The organism is Rhizobium sp. Root1220 (assembly GCF_001426265.1).
Taxonomy (GTDB): domain Bacteria; phylum Pseudomonadota; class Alphaproteobacteria; order Rhizobiales; family Rhizobiaceae; genus Rhizobium.
The window spans coordinates 91,858-111,950 of the sequence record NZ_LMDG01000033.1 but is presented as its reverse complement, the minus strand read 5'-3'; the positions used below and the strand labels follow the sequence as shown (position 1 = coordinate 111,950).

22 protein-coding genes and 2 tRNA genes are annotated in these 20,093 nt (G+C 60.9%); 13 read left to right on the top strand and 11 right to left on the bottom strand.

Annotation, left to right across the window (positions count from 1 at the left end; all coding sequences use genetic code 11):
- The first annotated feature begins 85 nt into the window (after positions 1-85).
- The gene (ppdK, locus tag ASC90_RS19685; RefSeq protein ID WP_056543998.1) at positions 86-2,764 is read left to right on the top strand and encodes a pyruvate, phosphate dikinase; all 2,679 of its coding nucleotides are present in this window, start codon (positions 86-88) and stop codon (positions 2,762-2,764) included.
- Here the strand turns inward: ppdK and ASC90_RS19680 are convergent.
- Positions 2,746-3,027: a hypothetical protein gene (locus ASC90_RS19680; protein ID WP_056543996.1), complete on the bottom strand. Its 282-nt coding sequence runs from the start codon at positions 3,025-3,027 to the stop codon at positions 2,746-2,748. The genes ppdK and ASC90_RS19680 overlap by 19 nt on opposite strands.
- 198 nt (positions 3,028-3,225) lie before the next feature.
- Between ASC90_RS19680 and ASC90_RS19675 the strand changes: the two genes are divergently transcribed.
- A complete protein-coding gene (locus ASC90_RS19675) occupies positions 3,226-3,471 on the top strand; it encodes a hypothetical protein (RefSeq protein WP_056544900.1) in 246 nt (81 codons plus the stop codon).
- Positions 3,472-3,473: 2 nt separating this feature from the next.
- On the opposite strand, the gene ASC90_RS19670 is transcribed toward ASC90_RS19675, so the two are convergent.
- Positions 3,474-3,860 carry a hypothetical protein gene (locus ASC90_RS19670; RefSeq protein WP_056543992.1) on the bottom strand — a complete coding sequence of 129 codons (387 nt, stop codon included), beginning with the start codon at positions 3,858-3,860 and terminating at the stop codon, positions 3,474-3,476.
- 210 nt (positions 3,861-4,070) lie between these two features.
- Here ASC90_RS19670 and ASC90_RS19665 point away from each other — a divergent pair, with 210 nt between their 5' ends.
- Positions 4,071-4,982 carry a DUF1499 domain-containing protein gene (locus ASC90_RS19665; RefSeq protein WP_056543990.1) on the top strand — a complete coding sequence of 304 codons (912 nt, stop codon included), beginning with the start codon at positions 4,071-4,073 and terminating at the stop codon, positions 4,980-4,982.
- Positions 4,983-5,046: 64 nt separating this feature from the next.
- Here ASC90_RS19665 and ASC90_RS19660 read toward each other — a convergent pair whose 3' ends face one another.
- Both ASC90_RS19660 and ASC90_RS19655 read right to left on the bottom strand, forming a co-directional pair.
- The gene (locus ASC90_RS19660) at positions 5,047-5,955 is read right to left on the bottom strand and encodes an MBL fold metallo-hydrolase (RefSeq protein WP_056543987.1); all 909 of its coding nucleotides are present in this window, start codon (positions 5,953-5,955) and stop codon (positions 5,047-5,049) included.
- Between the two features lie 3 nt (positions 5,956-5,958).
- Positions 5,959-6,255, bottom strand: coding sequence for a cupin domain-containing protein (locus ASC90_RS19655; protein ID WP_056543984.1), 297 nt, complete (start codon positions 6,253-6,255; stop codon positions 5,959-5,961).
- Between the two features lie 159 nt (positions 6,256-6,414).
- Here ASC90_RS19655 and ASC90_RS19650 point away from each other — a divergent pair.
- Positions 6,415-6,489 (top strand) — tRNA-Gln (locus ASC90_RS19650).
- 123 nt (positions 6,490-6,612) lie between these two features.
- Positions 6,613-6,948: a hypothetical protein gene (locus tag ASC90_RS19645; protein ID WP_056544898.1), complete on the top strand. Its 336-nt coding sequence runs from the start codon at positions 6,613-6,615 to the stop codon at positions 6,946-6,948.
- An 88-nt stretch (positions 6,949-7,036) separates the two neighbouring features.
- Here ASC90_RS19645 and ASC90_RS19640 read toward each other — a convergent pair whose 3' ends face one another.
- The gene (locus tag ASC90_RS19640) at positions 7,037-7,450 is read right to left on the bottom strand and encodes a hypothetical protein (RefSeq protein ID WP_056544895.1); all 414 of its coding nucleotides are present in this window, start codon (positions 7,448-7,450) and stop codon (positions 7,037-7,039) included.
- 271 nt (positions 7,451-7,721) lie between these two features.
- Between ASC90_RS19640 and ASC90_RS19635 the strand changes: the two genes are divergently transcribed.
- From ASC90_RS19635 to ASC90_RS19620, 4 genes are all read left to right on the top strand, one after another.
- Positions 7,722-7,798, top strand: a tRNA-Pro gene (locus ASC90_RS19635).
- A 755-nt stretch (positions 7,799-8,553) separates the two neighbouring features.
- Entirely contained in the window at positions 8,554-9,726 is a 1,173-nt protein-coding gene (locus ASC90_RS19630) for a patatin-like phospholipase family protein (RefSeq protein ID WP_056543981.1), read from the top strand.
- Between the two features lie 85 nt (positions 9,727-9,811).
- The gene (locus ASC90_RS19625; RefSeq protein WP_056543977.1) at positions 9,812-10,570 is read left to right on the top strand and encodes an acetoacetate decarboxylase; all 759 of its coding nucleotides are present in this window, start codon (positions 9,812-9,814) and stop codon (positions 10,568-10,570) included.
- A 31-nt stretch (positions 10,571-10,601) separates the two neighbouring features.
- Positions 10,602-11,384: a 3-hydroxybutyrate dehydrogenase gene (locus tag ASC90_RS19620; RefSeq protein ID WP_056543974.1), complete on the top strand. Its 783-nt coding sequence runs from the start codon at positions 10,602-10,604 to the stop codon at positions 11,382-11,384.
- A 40-nt stretch (positions 11,385-11,424) separates the two neighbouring features.
- Here the strand turns inward: ASC90_RS19620 and ASC90_RS19615 are convergent, their stop codons facing one another.
- Positions 11,425-12,930 carry a mechanosensitive ion channel family protein gene (locus ASC90_RS19615; RefSeq protein WP_056544892.1) on the bottom strand — a complete coding sequence of 502 codons (1,506 nt, stop codon included), beginning with the start codon at positions 12,928-12,930 and terminating at the stop codon, positions 11,425-11,427.
- A gap of 310 nt (positions 12,931-13,240) precedes the next feature.
- Here ASC90_RS19615 and ASC90_RS19610 point away from each other — a divergent pair, with 310 nt between their 5' ends.
- Together ASC90_RS19610 and ASC90_RS19605 are read left to right on the top strand one after the other, a co-directional pair.
- Positions 13,241-13,618, top strand: coding sequence for a VOC family protein (locus ASC90_RS19610; RefSeq protein WP_056543972.1), 378 nt, complete (start codon positions 13,241-13,243; stop codon positions 13,616-13,618).
- Between the two features lie 155 nt (positions 13,619-13,773).
- A complete protein-coding gene (locus tag ASC90_RS19605) occupies positions 13,774-14,730 on the top strand; it encodes a trypsin-like peptidase domain-containing protein (protein ID WP_056543968.1) in 957 nt (318 codons plus the stop codon).
- A gap of 51 nt (positions 14,731-14,781) precedes the next feature.
- Here the strand turns inward: ASC90_RS19605 and ASC90_RS19600 are convergent, their stop codons facing one another.
- From ASC90_RS19600 to ASC90_RS19580, 5 genes are all read right to left on the bottom strand, one after another.
- On the bottom strand, positions 14,782-16,086 hold the full coding sequence (locus ASC90_RS19600) for an epoxide hydrolase family protein (RefSeq protein WP_056543965.1): 1,305 nt from the start codon (positions 16,084-16,086) through the stop codon (positions 14,782-14,784).
- A gap of 263 nt (positions 16,087-16,349) precedes the next feature.
- The gene (locus ASC90_RS19595) at positions 16,350-16,769 is read right to left on the bottom strand and encodes a GFA family protein (RefSeq protein WP_056543962.1); all 420 of its coding nucleotides are present in this window, start codon (positions 16,767-16,769) and stop codon (positions 16,350-16,352) included.
- 12 nt (positions 16,770-16,781) lie between these two features.
- On the bottom strand, positions 16,782-17,273 hold the full coding sequence (locus ASC90_RS19590; protein ID WP_056543958.1) for an SRPBCC family protein: 492 nt from the start codon (positions 17,271-17,273) through the stop codon (positions 16,782-16,784).
- On the bottom strand, positions 17,270-17,590 hold the full coding sequence (locus tag ASC90_RS19585; protein WP_056543955.1) for a helix-turn-helix domain-containing protein: 321 nt from the start codon (positions 17,588-17,590) through the stop codon (positions 17,270-17,272). Before ASC90_RS19585 ends, ASC90_RS19590 begins: the two co-directional genes overlap by 4 nt.
- 121 nt (positions 17,591-17,711) lie before the next feature.
- The gene (locus ASC90_RS19580; RefSeq protein ID WP_056543951.1) at positions 17,712-18,611 is read right to left on the bottom strand and encodes a LysR family transcriptional regulator; all 900 of its coding nucleotides are present in this window, start codon (positions 18,609-18,611) and stop codon (positions 17,712-17,714) included.
- A 129-nt stretch (positions 18,612-18,740) separates the two neighbouring features.
- Here ASC90_RS19580 and ASC90_RS19575 point away from each other — a divergent pair, with 129 nt between their 5' ends.
- Together ASC90_RS19575 and ASC90_RS19570 are read left to right on the top strand one after the other, a co-directional pair.
- Entirely contained in the window at positions 18,741-19,220 is a 480-nt protein-coding gene (locus ASC90_RS19575) for a carboxymuconolactone decarboxylase family protein (RefSeq protein ID WP_056543949.1), read from the top strand.
- Between the two features lie 63 nt (positions 19,221-19,283).
- The gene (locus ASC90_RS19570) at positions 19,284-20,036 is read left to right on the top strand and encodes an SDR family oxidoreductase (RefSeq protein WP_056543946.1); all 753 of its coding nucleotides are present in this window, start codon (positions 19,284-19,286) and stop codon (positions 20,034-20,036) included.
- The last annotated feature ends 57 nt before the right edge of the window (positions 20,037-20,093 follow it).

Sequence of the window (20,093 nt, the reverse complement as noted above, 5' to 3'; positions counted from 1 at the left end):
GCGTCGCAACATTTTGGCCGCATTTGTCGATTTCCATTTGAACACCAACGGATTAAGTTGCTCCGAAGTTGGTGTTGGGGGGAAGATGACCAAGTGGGTCTATACGTTCGGCAATGGTCAGGCTGAAGGTCGTGCGATCGACCGCGAGCATTTGGGTGGCAAAGGCGCAAACCTAGCCGAAATGTGCAGCCTCGGTCTGCCTGTTCCTCCCGGTTTAACGATCATCGCGGATGCATGCGGCGCCTATTACAAGGACGGGCGGCGGATTGCCGAGGACCTTAGGACCGAGGTTCGAATCGGTCTGGAAAGCATCGAGGCAATCACCGGCAGGCGTTTTGGCGGCGGCGCTCGGCCGCTGCTGCTCTCCATCCGTTCCGGCGCGCGGGTGTCGATGCCGGGAATGATGGATACGGTTCTCAATCTCGGCCTCAACGACGAAACCGTGCAGGCGCTTGGCCATGACGCCGGCGATGCACGCTTCGCGTGGGACAGCTATCGCCGCTTCATCCAGATGTATGCCGATGTCGTCATGGGTCTCGACAACGACGTCTTCGAGGAGATCCTCGAAGACGAAAAGGGTCGCCTTGGCTATGAGTATGATACGGAGCTGACTGCCAGCGAATTGCAGCACATCGTCTCCCTGTACAAGAACGCAATCGGGGAGGAGCTTGGCGAAAGTTTCCCCCAGGACCCGGAAGTTCAGCTGTGGGGCGCCGTTGGCGCCGTCTTCGCAAGCTGGGGGAGCGCGCGGGCAGTCACCTATCGCCATCTCCACAATATTCCCGAAGTCTGGGGAACATCGGTCACCATCCAGGCGATGGTCTTCGGCAACCATGGGAATTCGTCCGCAACCGGCGTCGCCTTTACCCGCAATCCTTCGACGGGTGAAAGATCGCTCTACGGCGAATTCCTGGTCAACGCCCAGGGTGAAGACGTCGTGGCCGGCATCCGTACGCCGCAGAGCATCACCGAGGAAGGCCGCATCAGCTCCGGATCCGACCGCCCGTCGATGGAAAAGCTGATGCCGGATGCCTTCCGGGAGCTGTCGCGTATATGCGCCGAGCTCGAGGGCCACTACCGCGACATGCAGGATATCGAGTTCACCATCGAGCGCGGCAAGCTCTGGATGCTGCAGACGCGCTCCGGCAAGCGCTCGACCCGCGCTGCAATGAAGATCGCCGTCGATATGGTGGACGAAAAGGTGATCACCGAGGATGAGGCGGTCCTTCGCATCGAGCCGTCGTCGCTGGACCAGTTGCTGCATCCGACGATCGATCCCAGGGTATCCCGCGAAGTCATCGGTAACGGGCTGCCTGCCTCGCCAGGTGCGGCGACCGGAGAAATCGTATTCACGGCGGAGGAGGCCGTCATTGCGGAGGAGGAGGGAAGGAAGGTCATTCTGCTGCGCGTCGAGACCAGTCCTGAGGACATTCACGGCATGCACGCCGCCGAAGGCATCCTGACCACTCGCGGCGGCATGACGAGCCACGCCGCCGTGGTCGCCCGCGGCATGGGCATTCCCTGCGTCGTCGGCGCCGGCACCATGCGCATCGACGCCCGCAACGAACGGCTGATCGGTATCGGCGTAACGCTCAAGAAGGGCGATGTCATCACCATCGACGGTTCGGCGGGGCAGGTGCTGAAGGGCGAAGTGCAGATGATCCAGCCCGAGCTCTCGGGCGATTTCGGGCGGATCATGGCGTGGGCCGATCGCGCCCGTCGCATGACGGTCAGAACCAATGCCGATACGCCCGCCGATGCACGCGCCGCCCGTTCCTTCGGTGCCGAAGGCATCGGCCTTTGCCGTACGGAGCACATGTTCTTCGAGGGCGAGCGCATCCAGGTCATGCGCGAGATGATCCTGGCCGAAGACGAAAAGGGTCGCCGCTCGGCGCTGGACAAGCTGCTGCCGATCCAGCGGCTAGACTTTACCGGTCTGTTCAACGTCATGCACGGACTGCCGGTAACGATCCGCCTGCTTGATCCGCCGTTGCACGAGTTCCTGCCGAAGACGGATGAGGAGATCGCCGATGTGGCCGCGGCGATGGGCATGGAGACCGCGACCCTGCGCCAGCGCGTCGACGCGTTGCACGAGTTCAATCCCATGCTCGGCCACCGCGGCTGCCGGCTGGCGATTTCCTATCCCGAGATCGTCGAGATGCAGGCGCGAGCTATCTTCGAGGCAGCAGTTGCCGCCGCCCACGAGACGGGAGCAGCCGTGGTCCCGGAAATCATGGTGCCGCTCGTCGGCCTGCGCGCCGAACTGGACTACGTGAAGGAGCGCATCGATGCCGTTGCCGGAGAGGTGATGGCGGAAGCGGGAATGCGGATCGACTATCTGGTGGGAACCATGATAGAGCTACCGCGCGCGGCCCTGCGCGCCCATATCATTGCCGAGGCGGCCGAATTCTTCTCCTTCGGCACCAACGACCTGACGCAGACGACGTTCGGCATCTCCCGGGACGATGCGTCCGCTTTCATTCCCACCTATCAGCGCAAAGGTATCATCGAGCACGACCCGTTCATTTCGCTGGACTTCGACGGGGTGGGGGAGCTGATTCGCATCGCGGCCGAGCGTGGCAGGCGGACGCGCAACGACATGAAGCTCGGCATCTGCGGCGAGCATGGCGGCGATCCGGCCTCCATACATTTCTGCGAGGAGATCGGGCTCGACTATGTCTCGTGTTCGCCCTTCCGAGTGCCGATTGCAAGACTTGCTGCGGCACAGGCCGTCATCGCCAATGATCAGCGATATCGCCGGTAGTAAGGCCCGCCGCCGTAGAAGGGCCCGTTGAGATCGTAGGCCATGTTCCTCATCAGCGCATCGCTGTTGTAGTCGGCCTGTGCCTGACGCGCGATGTCGATGCGTTGCAGGCAGGTGGCAAACCCATCCGTGCCGCGCTTGAAGCCGTAGCTCAGGCACTGCCGCGAATCCGCCGCACGGCGTTCTTCTGGCGTCATCGTCTGGCAGGCGGACAGGCCTAGGGCCATAGTGAAAATGATGAGCGTCAGGGCGAGGGGTCGCATCGGTATTCTTCAAGCTGTTGTCTTGATTTCAGCAAATGCCATTCGCAACCTTCCGTCAATCGGAAAGAGGCGGAGGCCGAAAAGCCGATCAGCGACGGCATGCCGCTCTCACAGAAAAACGAACCTGCTTGCCGTTGCGGCTTTCGCCTCGCCCCGATCGCCTATAAGAAAACCGCAACAAAGGACCGGAAGACAGGCATGGCAATACGCGATCGATTCTCCAAGAAACTGACCTGCCCGCAATGTGGCAACAGCGGCTTTGCCGAGGCATCGGAGATTGACGATGCGAAACGCAAGCATCCGGGCTTCACGGTTGATCATTTGCCGCGCGGCCTGTTTATCCAGCGGGCCTCCAACCATCAGGAAAGCACGATGATAAAGTGCGAATGCGGACGCAAGTTCCCCTTCCGCAACATCGCGGAAGCCGCGACCGGACGGGATTGAGGTCAGAACCTCTCCAGAACCTTGATGAAGGCATCGGCAAAGCGGACGAGGTGTGCGGTTTCAGGGGCAGGCGCCTCTATGCGGATTTCCGTACCGCTGTGATCGAGCACGGCAAGGACGATCCGTATCTGTGAACCGGGCGACGGGATGCGCAGCACGGCCAGCCGCTTGCAGTCGTCGATCAGTCCTTCGGCGGGAAGGTCGAAGAGCAATTCGCCGCCGGTACGCTCCGCAGCCGCTCTGACTGCTTCGCAGAAGTCGCCGTCGCCGCGATAGCTGTCGAGCGACAGTTCGAGTTCCAGAAGTTCCAACGGCAATAGCGGATCTGCACGGTCGGCTGTCCCCAACGCGTGCGTCTGGGATTCCGCTGCAAGCTCCGGTGCAATCATCGGTTTTCTCCTGCTCGTACTTGCCCGCGTGGAAGTCGCGCTCGTTGAATATCAGAAAATGCTCACGCACGCCATTGGCGTCTTCGTCGTGGATTGCGTGCTCCGGTTCGAGACAAGAGTTTCAATTTGATCGAATCTTGCACTAAACAGGGTGATGGGCGATTTGCGTGTTCATGCGGACGCGCCGCTTGCGAGTAACCGGTAAGTTTGATGGCCATCCGTTTCGACCGCCCAGTTTCCAGTGCCGCCCGCTTTGCGCGGCGTTTCGGAGCATTTGCCCTGGTGCTCTGCCTCGCGGCTCTTGTCGGCCATCGCTTTGTCGGCCTCGTGACGCCGTATTTCGTACTGGTGCTTCTTGTTTCCGCGGGTTTTGCGCTGCTGGCGGTTCTGCTCGCGCTCGTCGGGCTCCGCAGCCTTTGGCTGACAGGCGCCGAAGGCGGTCTCGATGCCCTGCGGGCCCTGATATTTGCCGCGCTGCCGATCGCGATCGGCGGGTTTGCGATTGAGCGCTACTTCGCATTGCCGGCGATCTATGACGTTTCGACCGATCTAGTGTCGGTGCCGGAGTGGCTGAAGCCACCGGATGCGGACCAGATATGGATGAAGCGGCCGCCGGCGGTGACAGCAGGGGATCGCGACAAGCAGTCGAAGGCATACCCGGAATTGACCGGCCGTCGCTACGATGGGGCGATCGACCGCGTGCTCGAGGCGGTGAAAAAAGTCGCCAAGCAAAGCGGCATCCGGATTACCCGCGCCAATGGCGACAGCGGCCCAAATCCCGACCTGGAGGACAGGCCGGTCCCCCAGCCGCAGCCCGATGACGGCGCCGTCGCCGACGCGCCGGAAGCCGTGCCGGTCCCGACGCCCCGCCCTTATGACGACGACGTGGCGCAGTTGATCCGTCGCGCGAACGGGGTGACGCTGCAGGGCGAAACGCGTACGCTGGCACTCGGCTTGCGCTTCGATGTCATCATACGTCTGCGAGAGGAGGCCGAGACCACCTTCGTCGACGTTCGCGTCGCTTCGCGCTACGGCCCGGCTGATCTTGGCTTCAGCGCGGATATCGCCGAGGACTATCTGAAGGCGCTCGATTCCGAACTGCTGGGGATCGCCGGCGGCTAGGATGCCTGGCTGCGGCGCGGTCGGCCACGCCCCAGCGCAGTGGGGAGACATGGCCTCGCCTCCGCTACACCGGGCGATAGGCGCCGAGCAAAGCCGGAGGGCCATCCGTCTCGATCTCTCCACGCTCCACCAGATCCTCGATATGGGCGAGAACGGAGAGTGCCGCGGCGCCGTGCAGCCGTGGATCGGTGTCGCGGTAGATCACCTTGACCATGTCGGGAATGGATCGATCGCCGGCGCGGATACGGCCGAGCACCGCCCGTTCCCGCATTCGCCGGTGTGTTTTCAGCGCGCGCATGAACGAAACCGGCTTGCCGACCGGTCCCCCGTGGCCCGGAAGCAGGATACGGTCATGTCGCTCGATCATCTTGTCGAGCGAGGCCATGTAGTCCGCCATCGAGCCATCCGGCGGCGCGACGATCGAGGTCGCCCACGCCATGACATGGTCGGCGGAAAAGAGAATGCCGGTTCCCTCCAGTGCAAACGTCGCGTGGTTGGCGCAATGCCCCGGCGTCAGCACCGCCCTCAGGCTCCAGCCGTCCCCCTCGATGATCTGGCCGTCTGCAACGGCAATATCGGGTCGGAATTCCATGTCGGAACTTTCCGCGAACGGATTGATCTCTCCCTGGTAGAGCGGGCGCGCAGGCCGATGCGGGCCTTCCGCAACGATTGCCGCGCCGGTCGCCTCCTGCAGTCGCCGCGAGAGCGGCGAGTGGTCGCGGTGCGTGTGGCTGACGACGATGTGCGTCAATTCGCGCCCTTTGAGCGCCGCCATCAGGGCCTGGAAATGTGCCTCGTTCTCCGGCCCGGGATCGATGATCGCGACCGACGTGCGGCCGACGATGTAGCTGTTGGTACCGTGGAAGGTAAAGGCGCTCGGATTGTTGACGGTAATCCGCTCGACGCCATGGGCGATACCGACGGCCTGCCCATATGCAGGCTCGAAAGCCAGGTTGAATTCGGGGCTCGGCATCTCTTACTTGTATTCGACTTCGATGAAGGACATCGGCTGGTCACCGGCGTTGACGACGTTGTGCTCCATGCCGGCATCCCGCCGATAGGCTGCGCCCTTCGCAATATCGACCCTTCGGTCCCCGCCCTTTTCCTCGAGCAGGAACTGGCAATCGGTCATCGGCACGACGACGTAACCCATCCCGTGCGTATGGACACCGGTGTCGGCGCCCGGCTCGAAATCCCAGCGCGTGATCCGCACGACGTCATCGTCAAGCAGCAGGGTAGCAAGGGCAGGCGGGCGGGCGCGATACTGGCTCATCATCACTCCGGCAAGTCGTCGTTCGTTGCCGAGACCTAGCACGCCAACGAGAAAAGCGCACAGAAATATGCCCGCGCCGGAAACTTAGTGATTGTGAGGGCAGGCGACCTTTGCTAATCAGGCGTCGATCTGGCAAGCGGTTTGCGCTGCCAACTCTGATGGGGCGTCGCCAAGCGGTAAGGCACCGGTTTTTGGTACCGGCATTCCCAGGTTCGAATCCTGGCGCCCCAGCCAACTCTCTCATAGGCACGCCGGAAGAACGCCCCAGATTTGGGCCGCGGTTCAGCGCTGAATCTGTTGACAGATTCTTGGCGCGAACTAAGCCTCGGCTCGCTCAATTCTGAGTGGGGGATCATCATGAAAATCAAATTTGCGGCCGCTGCCTTCGCAGTGGTGTTGCTCGCGTCCGCCGGGGTGTCTTATGCGGACGATCTCGTCTTCTCGCTCAAGAACGGCACCGAGTCCGTGCTGACGAATTTCTATACTTCGCCGGTTGGCGTCAACAGCTGGGAAGACGACGTTTTCGGGCGGCAGGTTCTCAATCCGGGCGAAAGCATGGATATCACCATCGCCGACGGCCGCGATGTCTGCAAGTACGACATGCGCTTCGAATTCGAGGAAGGGTCGGACCTGGAGACAACAACCGACACGCAGGACCTCTGCGAAATCGGCTCGTACACGATCCACGAATAACCTTGAAGCGGCTGGTGCGTACGCGTATCGGCAAACGAAAAAAGGCGGCCCCTCGGCCGCCTTTTACGTGCAAGGATACAGTCGCCGATCAGGAAGTCGGTTGCGCCGGCGCCAGGAGTTCGGCGCAATAGGACGGGCCGTTCGCACCGGGAACGTCGCCGGAGACGCGGATCGTGCGGATGGTGTAGTCGGCATTCGTGGTGATTTCGGCCTGGCAGCGCAGGTAGAGCTTGCGCGCAGGCGAAGTCTGCTTGCCGCGCTTGCCGTCTACGCCTTCCGCATACTTTGCCGGAACCGTCACGGTCTTGTAGCCACCCTTCCAGGTGTAGACGTTGCCGCTGCCGGTGTCGGCATCGGTGAGCGGCGGGCCGAAGGCGGCAAAGAACTTGCCGGCCGACTGGCCGACCCAGCGGCTCGCAATCGGATCGGATGCCGTGGGAATGGTCGTGCAGCCTGCAAGCACAATGGCAAGCCCGGCCGCGGCAATGGTGCGGAATTTCATCATATCGTCCCTGAAGTTATCGCGCATTTGATGGCGGGAAAAACACTGCGTTGGCAATGGTTCAGCCGGTCCTGCCGAGCGCTTTAGCGTGGAACCCGGCAAAAGAAAATCGGCTCGCCTTCGCAATTGGAAAATTTGCCTCGAGTGTGGCTTTTTGCACCGCCCGGCACCTCGCCAGCGGTCGCGACAACGGCACCGAAAAATGCTCCGGCTTTTGAATTTTGGAGCTTGCACAACGGGATGGGCCGGTCTATAGAGGCGCCGCTGGTCACGGAGTGTAGCGCAGTCTGGTAGCGCACCACGTTCGGGACGTGGGGGTCGGAGGTTCGAATCCTCTCACTCCGACCAGATAAGAGTGTCCGGCCCGGTTTCCGGGCTTTTTCTTACTTTGTCGCAAGTCCTGATTTGTTACGGCAATCAATGGTCGCTTCTTCCGACAGGACGGGCTGGTTGCAGCCACGCGACATGTCTATTTTATCTCCTCAATCGAACGGCTAGTGGGGAGGTCCTACCACCGACGGACCCCGCTTCGATTTCCGGCCGGTCCGGACGGCTGTCGACCGGGCGTTTGTCATAGGCGTTGCATTCGATCGCGGCCACGGTGATCGCGCCTATCCGCCCGACAAGCCAACGACTGCCTTTATGCTATTCCTATTCGCGGCGGCTCTTCACCCTATCGATTTCATACGCGAGACTATGCAGATTCTGTCCGTCGAGTTGTTTGGTGGAGACATGAATGTTTGGCCGATATGGAATCCAATATCTTACAAAAGAACGGGACATCATTGCTGGACGCTATCGAAAGCGGCAGGCAGGTCCACAATTTCGTCAAGTCCTCCTGTCTACGGGGCTCGTCCTCGTTGCGCTCGCCGGATTGATCGCTGCACGTCTCGTCGCATAGGAGCTGGCGGGCTGAAGAGAAGATAGGCGTCCGTCCGTAGTGACCCGGTGAGCCGGACGGATGTGCCAGATGGCGCCGCTCGATCCGCACTGGAGGCGTGCGTCAAATTTCCTCTGTCCGCCGCCGGGTTTTCGGTTATGCTGCACTGCACGTTGGATGTCTCTAACATGAAGGTGCCTGCTTGTCAGATCAGCATCCGTCAATGAAGAGCAGTTCACGGGTGTCGAAGCGCCCGCCGTTCGAACGCATTGCATTGCTGCTTCAGGGAGGAGGGGCGCTCGGCTCCTATCAGGCGGGAGTGTACGAGGCGCTGGCGGAAGCCAATCTGCATCCTGACTGGGTCGCCGGCATCTCCGTCGGCGCGATCAATTCCGCCCTCATTGCCGGCAATCCCCCGGAAAAGCGGGTGGAGGCGCTGCGGTCTTTCTGGGAGGCAATCACTTCGCCACCCATCGGACTGCCGTCACTTGTATCGTCCTGGCTTGGCGCGCTTGTGATGCAGGACGATTTCGGTCACCAGATGCTCAACCAGACGCGCGCCTTCGCCAGCCTCATGGGTGGTGCGCCCGGCTTTTTCACGCCACGCCCGATTCCCCCGTTCTTTTCTCCGGCGGGCACCGTTGAGGCCGCAAGCTTCTACGATGTCAGCCCACTGAAGGAGACATTGGAGCGGATGGTGGATTTCGACCGTATCAATGCCGGCGAAATGCGCTTCAGCGTCGGTGCCGTCAACGTGCGCACGGGCAATTTCGCCTATTTCGACAATACTGCCGATGTCATTTGCGCCGAGCATGTAATGGCGAGCGGATCCCTGCCGCCCGGCTTCCCGGCGACGACCATCGATGGCGAACAATACTGGGATGGTGGCCTCGTCTCCAATACGCCGCTGCAATGGGTCCTGGATACCGTGCCGCGCAAGGATACTCTGGCCTTTCAGGTGGATCTCTGGAGCGCCGAGGGCGAGTTTCCGCGCGACCTGACCGAGCTCGAACTTCGACAAAAGGACATCCGCTTCTCCAGTCGCACGCGTGCGGCGACCGACCAGTTCAAACGGTCACAGCGGCTGCGCCGTGCGCTCCTGCATCTGCTGAAGATGGTCCCGGCGGAGGATTTGGCGAACGCCGACCCGGAGACCAGATTGCTCGTGGAGGAGGCCTGCGAGAAGGTCTACAACATCGTCCACCTCATCTATCGCGCCAAGAGCTACGAGGGCAGTTCCAAGGACTACGAGTTCTCCCGCCTGACCATGGAGGAGCACTGGGCGGCGGGATACAGGGACGCGGTCGAGACACTCCGCCATCCGGAAGTGCTGATGCGGCCGGAGACGCTGGACGGCGTGGCAACATTCGACCTCTCGGACAATGAGCATGACTAGAGTGCCGGCCTCGGCCAGGTGCGCCGGAGCGTGAACAATCAATAAGCTGCCCGATCCCCGATCCCGACTGAGTGGAGAGCACCCGATGAAGATTGCCGATGTGCGTGCCAGGGCCTTCGCCATGCCATTGAACGACCCTGCCTATCCAAAGCCTCCGTACAAGTTCTACAACCGCGAATTCGTCGTCATCAATTACCGCACCGACCCCGATATCTTGCGTGCCGTCGTTCCCGAGCCGCTGGAGGTTATCGGCGACACGGTGGCCTACGAGTTCATCCGCATGCCCGACTCCACCGGTTTCGGCGACTATACGGAGACCGGGCAGGTGATCCCGGTCCGCTTCACCACGCCGTCGGGGGAGGTGCAGGAAGGCGGCTATGTGCACGCCATGTACCTCGACGACAATTCGCCGATCGCCGGCGGACGAGAAATCTGGGGCTTTCCCAAGAAGCTCGCGACGCCGAAGCTCTCGCACGAGCAGGAGACGATCGTCGGCACGCTGCACTATGGCTCGGTCCTATGCGTCACCGCCACGATGGGCTACAAGCACCGCGAAATCGACCTCGCGCCGTTGGCCAAGGCAATGGCCAAGCCGGCTTTCATGATCAAGATCATTCCGCATGTGGACTGCTCGCCGCGCATCTGCGAACTGGTGCGCTACTACATGGAGGACGTGACGTTGAAGGGTGCATGGTCCGGTCCGGCGGCGTTGCAGCTCTTCGAGCATGCAATGTGCGACGTGGCTCGGCTGCCCGTGCGGGAGGTCGTCTCCGCAAGCCACTACGTCGCCGACCTGACGCTTGGCCTCGGCGAAGTGGTGTTCGATTACCTGAAGCAGGATTGACCTGTCCGACAACTCCAAGAGGTATAGTCCCATGTCTCGTTTTGATGGAAGAATTGCGATCGTCACCGGCGCTGCGAGCGGTATCGGCAAGGAGATCGCCTTTCGTATCGCTGCCGAAGGCGGCACACCTATTATCGCCGATCTCAACCTCGATGCGGCCAACGCTACCGCCGCTGAAATCAAGCAGAAGGGCGGCGATTCCTTCGCGGTAGCGATGAACGTCACCGACGAAGACGCGGTGGAAAAGGGCATCGCAGACGTCATCGCCAAGTATGGCAAGATCGACATTCTGGTCAGCAACGCAGGCATCCAGATCGTCAAGCCACTCGTGGATTTTCCTTTCGCCGACTGGAAGAAACTGATGTCGATACATCTCGACGGCGCATTCCTGACGACGCGAGCCTGCCTCAGGCACATGTATGCCGCAAACTATGGCCGGGTCATCTACATGGGTTCGGTGCATTCGAAGGAAGCTTCAAAGCTGAAAGCTCCCTATGTCACCGCCAAGCACGGATTGATCGGGCTCGCCAAGGTGCTCGCCAAGGAAGGCGCGGAGCACAATGTCACCGCCAACGTTGTCTGCCCGGGTTTCGTGCGCACGCCGCTGGTGGACAAGCAGATTCCCGAGCAGGCCAAGGAGCTCGGCATCACCGAGGATCAGGTGATCAAGACCGTGATGCTGAAGGATACCGTCGATGGCACCTTCACGACGACCGACGACGTCGCAGACGCCGTGCTTTATTTTGCAGCCGCCAGGTCCAATGCGCTGACAGGCCAGTCACTGGTGGTCAGTCACGGCTGGTACATGCAATAGCCGCGACCGGGAGCAATTCCGCGATCGCATTCCGAAACCGTCAGGGCCGCGGGTCGTGCTGGATCTGAAAGAGATGGCGGATTCTGGCCGTCAGCGAGTTGGGGTGGCCGTTGTCTGCCGCTGTGCCCTCGAAGAGATGCTTTTCTGTCTCGATCCTTCGTGAGAGCAGCAATCCCAGTTCGTCGGCGAGCGCGGGTCTATCGTGCATCACCGCGGCCAGGTGCTCCTTGGCGATTTCATATCCCACGACGAATGTCAGCGCTCTGATCGTGCCTCGCTCCACGGCTCCCATCAGGACGCCACGTTCGCCGAAGCAATCGCCGGGAGCCAGTCGAGTGAGTTCGATCTTGCGGTCGTGCTCGACGCGCTCGATGATAACCACCCCGCTTCGCACAACCATCAGCGAGGTGAGAGCGGTGTCCTGAGCGGCGATAATCGCGTCTTTCCGGAACGTGAGGCGCGTCATGCTTGTTGCTAGCGCCTCCTTTTCGTCTTCCGTCAGTGTCGAAAACAGTGGAATGGAGTTCAACAGCCGCCAAGGCGTCCCGGGGTGAGGGGAGGCGCGCTCCTGGGCTGCGTCGCCATCGGCAGCCCTCGGCGTTCCGGGAGTGTCGGCGAGTTGGAGGCCCGTCGCTCTGGCATGGCGGAAAATGAGATCGTAGATCTCGTTCTTTGCCGTGGCGGCCTTGGCGATTCCGCTGACGCGGAACGAAAGCTCGATCTCGATTGCCTGGCTATTCAGACCGATAATGGTGACCGACGGCGGTGGTGACTTCATGATGGCGTTGCTGCTTAACAGCACGGTGCGCATTGTCTCTTCTATTGCCGCAGGCGGCTTGGTGGGCTGCAGCCGGATGCTCAGTGTGACGCCATGCACCTCATCCGGGCTGGTCTGGTTGATCAGTCGCGCCTTTGCAAGACTGCTGTTCGGGACGATGACGACGTCGTTCATTCCATTCAGGAGGTGCGTCGATCTCCAGTTCGTTTCGACCACGCGCCCCTGGACGCCGTCATCGAGCACGATCCAGTCCCCGACGGTGTAGGGTCGGCCGAGATTGAGGGCGATTCCGGAAAAGACGTCGTTGAGCGTGCTCTGGAGCGCCAGGCCGAGGACGATGGCGAAAACACCGGATGTCGCTATCAGCGTGCCGACCGGGACGCTGAAGACATATGCGATCACCGAAAGTCCGGCGCCCAGATAGATCACGCCGACAATGAGGTCCTGCAACAAGCGGCCCTCGCGCGGTTTGCGCTCGAGGATCAGGAAGAGGCGCACGCAACTGACCAGCACCATTGCGCCGCCGATCCACCATACCGTTTTCGCGATGCCGATGAAGACGCGCCGCGACGTATCGTCCACCGTCATGTCCGAAGCATAAGGCTCGATCCGATGCGAGAGCAGCAAGATTGTCAGGATGGCGAAGAACATGAGATTGGCGGCCAGCCTGAACCTCGGATTCTTTCCGAAGGTGAGGCGGAGCACCAGCCCCGCCAGCACGAGGAGGCAGAACTGCGCGATTGGGTCTTTGAGAATCTGTTCGATCATCGGAAGCTCTTTGTCGGCGGCGGAGCAACTCAGCATGCCTCAAGGATTTTTGAAATCAAAAACTGCGCGTTCTGGCGAAACGGGTGCCGTTGAGTGCGGTTCCGGGTGTTGGTTGCTACGATCAGGTATCGAGGCTCCGGTTCATGTCTGAGTTTCGAGCTACGCTACCGGCCGGGCGACAATCATTGCGCCGATTGTCTGGTGTGATACGCCTGTCAAAAGATGTTCCCCATCCAGTCATATGGGGAAAGTGCTTGTTGGGTCCCACGGCCGTGCTGCGGTTTCATATCTGTGCAAGGAGATTCTACGAATGTTTGACCACGTATCGATTGGCGTCAGCAGCCTGGAGCGTTCACGGGTTTTCTATGACGCAATTCTGGGCCCCCTGGGGTATGAAAGGCTCGCAAACGCCGAGAATATGATTGGTTATGGCTCCGATCGGGTGCGCTTCTGGGTGGCCGAGGTGGAACATCCCGTGCCGGCTGACCGGAAGTCGGGACTGCACTTCTGCTTTGTCGCGCCGAACGGGGATTCGGTCGACAGCTTCCATGCCGCCGGTGTTGCAAATGGTGGAGAGGACAATGGGCCGCCCGGCGTTCGTCCCGACTACAGCGAATTCTACTATGCGGCCTTCCTCATAGATCCCGATGGTTATCGCCTTGAGGCCTATTTCAAGAGGCCGGAATAGCAGCCCCACTGGCTTCGGGCCTGTTGCTTGAAAGCGGTCGGACAAATACCGATCTTATATTCAAGTTCAACGCGTCGCACTGACAGCCTCCCGCAATTTGGCCCGCTGCCGGTCCGCCAACTGTGGTGTCCGATCGGACGCCGAGGTGATTTGACATGGGATTGATCGAAAAGAACATCGTTTCCGCCGACGTGGATCTGACCGACGCATATTCCAGCAGCGTGTCGAGCGCTGTTGATCTGGTCGGTCCCGCCGTCAGCCGGATTGAAAGGATCGGAGGTCGTGGTGGCCACGGATCTGGATTTGCCATTTCGCCCGACGGCCTCATCGTAACCAACAACCACGTGGTTGAGGACGCCAAGGCTGTCCGTATCAGCACTCCCGAGGGGCTCGTCACGGACGGGCGTGTTCTTGGTCGAGATCCGGACACGGACATCGCCTTGATACGCGCGGATACCAGCATAGGTGCATGGGCGCGTCTGGGCGACTCGAAACGCTTGAGGCGCGGACAGATCGCGATTGCAATCGGCAACCCGCTCGGGTTCGAATGGACGGTCACGGCGGGCATCGTCTCGGCGCTCGGGCGTTCGATGCGCGCCGCCAATGGCCGGTTGATCGACGACGTCATCCAGACCGATGCGGCGCTGAACCCCGGCAATTCCGGCGGCCCGCTCGTGTCGTCCGCCGGCGAGGTCATCGGCGTCAACACCGCCGTCATTCAGGGCGCACAGAGCATCGCGTTCGCGGTCGCGTCCAATACGGCGAACTATGTCGTCTCCGAACTTCTGCGCTTCGGTCAGGTCCGGCATGCCTACATCGGCATTTCCGCCGACACGATCGACCTGAACAGGCGCGTCGCGCTGCAGGCTGGTATGCCGCAGACGTCGTCCGTGCGGTTGCGCCGTCTCGAACCGGACAGCCCTGCGGAGCGGGGCGGTTTGCAGGAGGGCGATGTCATCCTGGCCGTCGACGGTAGCCCCGTTGCCGGAATAGATGATCTCATTCGCCTTCTGGATGGTGACAAGATCGCCAAGGAAACGGCATTCCTGATCTTTTCCGTGCAGGGCAAGATCGAGACAAGGCACGTCACGCCGATGTCCCGACCCGCGTAGTGCCGATCGGCCGCAGGGAGCTGAACGCGCCCCTGCGGCCGCATTCCTGGGCTAGCGCAACGTCCGGAAGGCTGCGCGCAGTTCGGCGGCAAAAAGCGCGGGCTCTTCCCAGGCTGCGAAGTGCCCACCCTTGTCGACTTCATTGAAGTAGATCAGGTTGTGGTAGCTCTTCTCGACCCAGCTTTTCGGGGCTTGGTAAATCTCGCCGGGAAACACCGTGACCGCGGCCGGGATCGAGATATCGACCGCGTTGAAGTTGTTGGCGTTGTTTTCCCAATAGAGTTGCGCCGAGGAAATCGCGCTGTTCGTCACCCAGTAGAGCGTGATGTCGTCCAGCATCTCATCCTTGGTCAGCGATCGCTCAGGATCGCCGCCGCTATAGGTCCATTGCGCGAACTTGTCGTAGTGCCAGGCGGCCAGTCCGACAGGCGAATCCGTCAGCGCGTATCCGACGGTCTGCGGGCGTGTGACCATCATCGCCGCGTAGCCGGTGTTCTTCTTGTAGAAATTATCCAGGGAGTTGAACGCGGCCCGTTCCTTGTCCGTCAGGCCCGCCGGGGCAGGGCCGCCGTTCTGAAGGACCGCCGCCACGTCCGGGGGAACCGTCGCGGGCATGTTCACGTGAATGCCGAGCAAGCCTTCGGGTGCCTGCTTGGCCATGACGTCGGCAACCACCGAGCCCCAGTCTCCGCCTTGAGAGACGTAGCGCTTGTATCCGAGGCGGCCCATCAGCACATGCCAGGCGCGGGCGATATGGTCCGGACCCCAGCCCGTGGTCGTCGGCTGCCCGGAGAAGCCGTAGCCGGGCATTGACGGGATAATGACGTCGAAAGCATCCGCGGCGCGACCGCCGTGAGCGGTCGGATCGGTGAGAGGACAGATGGCCTTGACGATTTCGAGGACGGAGCCCGGCCAGCCATGCGTGATGATCAGCGGCAACGCGTTCTTGTGCCCGGAGCGAACGTGGATGAAATGAATGTCGAGACCATCGATCTCGGTGATAAATTGCGGCAGGCTGTTCAGCTTCGCCTCAACCTTGCGCCAATCGTAATCCGTGCCCCAGTATTCGACGAGTTCCCGGATCTTCGCCAGCTGCACGCCCTGAGACTGGTCTGCCACCGTTTCACGGGCAGGCCATCGGGTCGACTGGACCCGCTGGCGCAGGTCGACGAGAACGGCCTCTGGAACATTGACTTTGAAGGGGCGGATCGTATCGCCAGCGGCTGCCTTGGCTGCGGCGAGTGCTGGCGTGGCGAGCAGGTTGACGCCGCCGCTAACGGCGGCAACGGTTGCCACAGATGCGGCCGACAAGGTCAGGAAATTACGTCGAGTTGGCGTTTGAAAGTCCGATGGCATGATCACTCTCCTTGTACACGCGGCCGCCCTGGGCAGACCGCGTTGCTCTGCGATCCCCCCGTGGGGTGTGTTCGCAACGACTGGCCACCAGCCGCAGGCCGCATATGCAGGTCGCCAAGTATCCGCGATGTGTCCCGGATCGCCGGAAATGTAACGGAGTGTGTAAGGGGGAGAGATTTGTACAAAACGATATGCGGGGCCGGCATTGCCTGGATTTGGCGCTTTGATTGCAACCGGTCAGGTCGGAGGTCGGCCCCGGAAACTCAGGCCGGAGGCATCGTCTCGAATATAGCCAGCGACGGATCGATGGTGTCCCATGCATGGCCGCGAATGTTGTAGGTGACCGCCTGGGGCTTGAAGAGGCTGGGATCGTCTAGGCTGGCGGCATGGATTGCAATGATATTCGGCATGGCGGCAAATGTCAGGTAGACAGGCGATCCGCAGGTCGGACAAAACGCATGGATCTTGTCGTTTCCACTATCGCCGGCGACACGCCATTGCGTTGCATCGCCGGAGATATCAACCGCCGCCGCGCGTTCCCCGAAGGTCAGGTAGGAACTGTGACCGGTACCGCTTCTGCGCTGGCATTCGCGGCACTGGCAATGGAGTTCGACGATGGGGTCCGCGGAAGTTTCATAGCGGATCTGACCGCACGCACATCCGCCGCTGTAGAGTTTGCTCATTCCAATTTCCTCCTATGAAGCGGATCGGGCGGCGGTAACCGTCTGTGCGGTCGGTTGTCCGAAGACGTCGATCGGTCGACCTGTTTCCAGGAACGACTTCAGGCTTGACAGGACGCGCGGCCAGCCGTTGCTGATGCCGGTGGCCATGGCACTTCCCACCTCGAGTTCATCATGGGTCACCGACAGACGCACCATGTTGTCAAAAGGCGTCAGGTCGAATGTGACCCGGCTGTGCTTGCCAAGGTCGGCGTAGTCGGAAGGGCTCGCCCAGGTGATGACAAGGCGCGTGGGAGGCGAGCACTCGACGACCTTGCCGACGACCTTGACGTCACGCGCGGCATCGCTGCGGACGTGCTCCCACTTGGAGCCGGGCTGCCAGTCCGAGACGTTCTCGTGTGCCCAGTAACGTTCTGCGATCTCGGGCTTTGTGATTGCTTCGAAAACTTTCTCGGGCGTCGAGACGATATACGTCACGTAAACAAACTTGGTCGTTTCCTTGCTCATTTATCCGCTCCTTCAAGTTGCGTCTTGATGTCGTGAAGCAGCCGCAGGCGCTGCTGTTCGAATTTCCTCACCCACCGCTCATAAACTTCATGGAGTGGCACGGGGTTGATGAAGTGAAGCTTCTCCCGACCCCGCCTGGCCGTGGTCACCAGGTTGGCTTCCTCGAGTATTCCCAAGTGCTGAGTGGCGGACTGCCGGGCCATATCCAGGTTTTCGCAGAGCTGGCCGAGCGTCTGTCCGTTTCTTTCACATAGAAGGTCCAGCAGCCTCCTGCGGGTCGGATCGCCCAGTGCTTTGAATACCTTGTCAGTGTCCATGCCATGTCTCGCTTGCCGCAGAATATATGCAGGTAAATGCCTGCATGTCAACGGTCGGGCTTGCAAGTAAATGGTAACGCGGCGCCATCACCGGAGAGGTTCGCGAATGTCGCGAGGCGGGTCAGGATCCCATCAGGGGATCTTCCTTGACGGCTTGAGCAAGGAAGTCGAGGACGATGCGCACGCGCAAAGGCACGTTCCGTCGCGACGGGTAGACGACACTGATCGGCAGGCGCGTTGGCGGAAAGTCCGGCATCACGTTCACCAGCCGGCCACTCTCGATGTCGGGGCAGGCGAGAATATGCGAGAGCACCGCCAGGCCGCTTCCGGCCAACGCCGCGCGATGCACCGCCATGGCATTGTTGGCGACCAAGCGCGGTACAATGCGCACCGAAATCTCGTCGGACCCATCGGAAAACGACCATGAACGCCCGTCTCCGGCACGATTGTGGGAAATACACTCGTGGCCGCAGATATCATCCGGGGTTCTGGGCATGCTGCGTCGTTCCAGGTAGCTGGGTGCAGCAACGAGGAAAGCGGCCGTCCAGCCGATCCGCCGGCACATCAGATTGCTTTCCGACACGGGGCCAAGTCGCACTTCGAGGTCGATACCTTCCGCGATCAGATCAGACGGCTCCTCGCGGAAGATCAATTCCACCGATAGCCGAGGATATTGCTCCAGCAACCCTGCGAGACGGTCACTCACATAGAGACCAAGTGGCGCCGGCAAGGTAAGTCGCACCCGGCCCGCCGCCATGGCGGTCTCGACACAGGAGGCGTCGTTGAGCGCATCCACCGCTTCAACCGCCCTGCGCGCCATCGGGATCATCTGCTCACCTTCGACGGTCAGGGCAAGCGCATTCGTGGTCCGATGCAGCAGTCGCGTGTTGAGATGCCCTTCCAGTGCGGAAACCTGCCGGGAAACGGCTGGTTGGGTCAGGTTGAGGTCGATCGCCGCTGCGGAAAACGAGCCTGTCTCTGCCACACGGAGAAAGGCTCTCAGCGCAGATATGATATCCATCCGGTCCCCACCCATACATTTCGACATAAGCCTTATGCCGCAGTTTAGGCCGGAAGGCCTTTACTGTCCAGAGAATAAGGATATCTTCTGTCCATAAGGATATCAAATGTCCTTAATAAGGAGAGAGACATGACACAACGCCTCAACTACGCACAACAGTCGCCCGAGCTCTTCAAGAAGCTCCTGGACCTCAGCCTGGGTCTGAAGGACAGCGTCATCGAACAGAAGCTCCATGACCTCGTTCAGATCCGCGCATCGCAGATCAACGGCTGCGCATTCTGCCTCGACATGCATGTCAAGGAAGCCAAGATCCACGGCGAGAGTGAATTGCGCCTGTACCACGTCGCGATCTGGCGTGAATCTAACCTGTTCGTCCCACGCGAGCGGGCAGCTCTTGCCTGGACCGAAGCCGTGACCAAATTGCCCGAAGGCGGCATTCCTGACGAACTCTTCGAGCGCGTCCGCGGTCAGCTTTCGGAGAAGGAAATCTCCGACCTCACGTTCTCGATCATGATCATCAATGCCTGGAACCGCGCAGGCGTCGCCTTCAAGTCCGTCCCGGGCTCCGCAGACAAGCTTTACGGTCTCGACAAGGCGGGCCTCAACTGACCGCCATCGCCCCCAAGCCATCAATCATTGCGGCGCGACCGCAGTAGCAAAGGGAAAAGTGCCATGAAAATCGTCATCATCGGCGGTACCGGCCTTATCGGTTCCAAAACTGTCGAACGCCTGCGCAAGCAGGGCCACGAGGTGATCGCCGCCTCTCCGAACACCGGCGTCAACACCATAACAGGCGAAGGGCTGGCAGACGCGCTCGCCGGCACCCAGGTCGTAGTCGATCTCGCCAACTCCCCCTCGTTCGAGGACAAGGCAGTGCTGGAGTTCTTCGAGACCTCGGGCAGAAACCTGATTGCGGCGGAAAAGGCTGCCGGGGTCAAGCATCACATCGCACTCTCCGTCGTTGGCACTGAACGGCTGCAGGAGAGTGGCTACTTCCGCGGCAAGCTGGCCCAGGAAAAGCTGATCAAGTCCTCCGGAATTCCCTACACGATCGTTCATTCGACGCAGTTCATGGAGTTTCTGGGCGGTATTGCCCAATCCGGCACCACAGGCGACACGGTTCACTTATCTCCGGCCTATGTGCAGCCAATCGCCTCCGATGACGTCGCCGATGCGATGGCCGACGTTGCGCTTGCTGCGCCTGTCAACGGTACGATTGAGATCGCAGGTCCTGAGCGCTCCCGCCTGAACGAACTCGTTGCCCGGTATCTCAAAGCCACCGGCGACAGCCGCAAGGTCGAGTCAGATCCGGAGGCACGCTATTTCGGCGCCCGGCTGGATGATCGCTCGCTGGTCTCCGATGCCAACCCGCGCCTCGGCCACATCACGTTCGAACAGTGGTTCGCGAGCGCAGGACGCAAATGATCGAGTGCCGATCTGCCGCCTTCCGCGGCGGACGGCAAATGAGGAAAGGAATTTGAA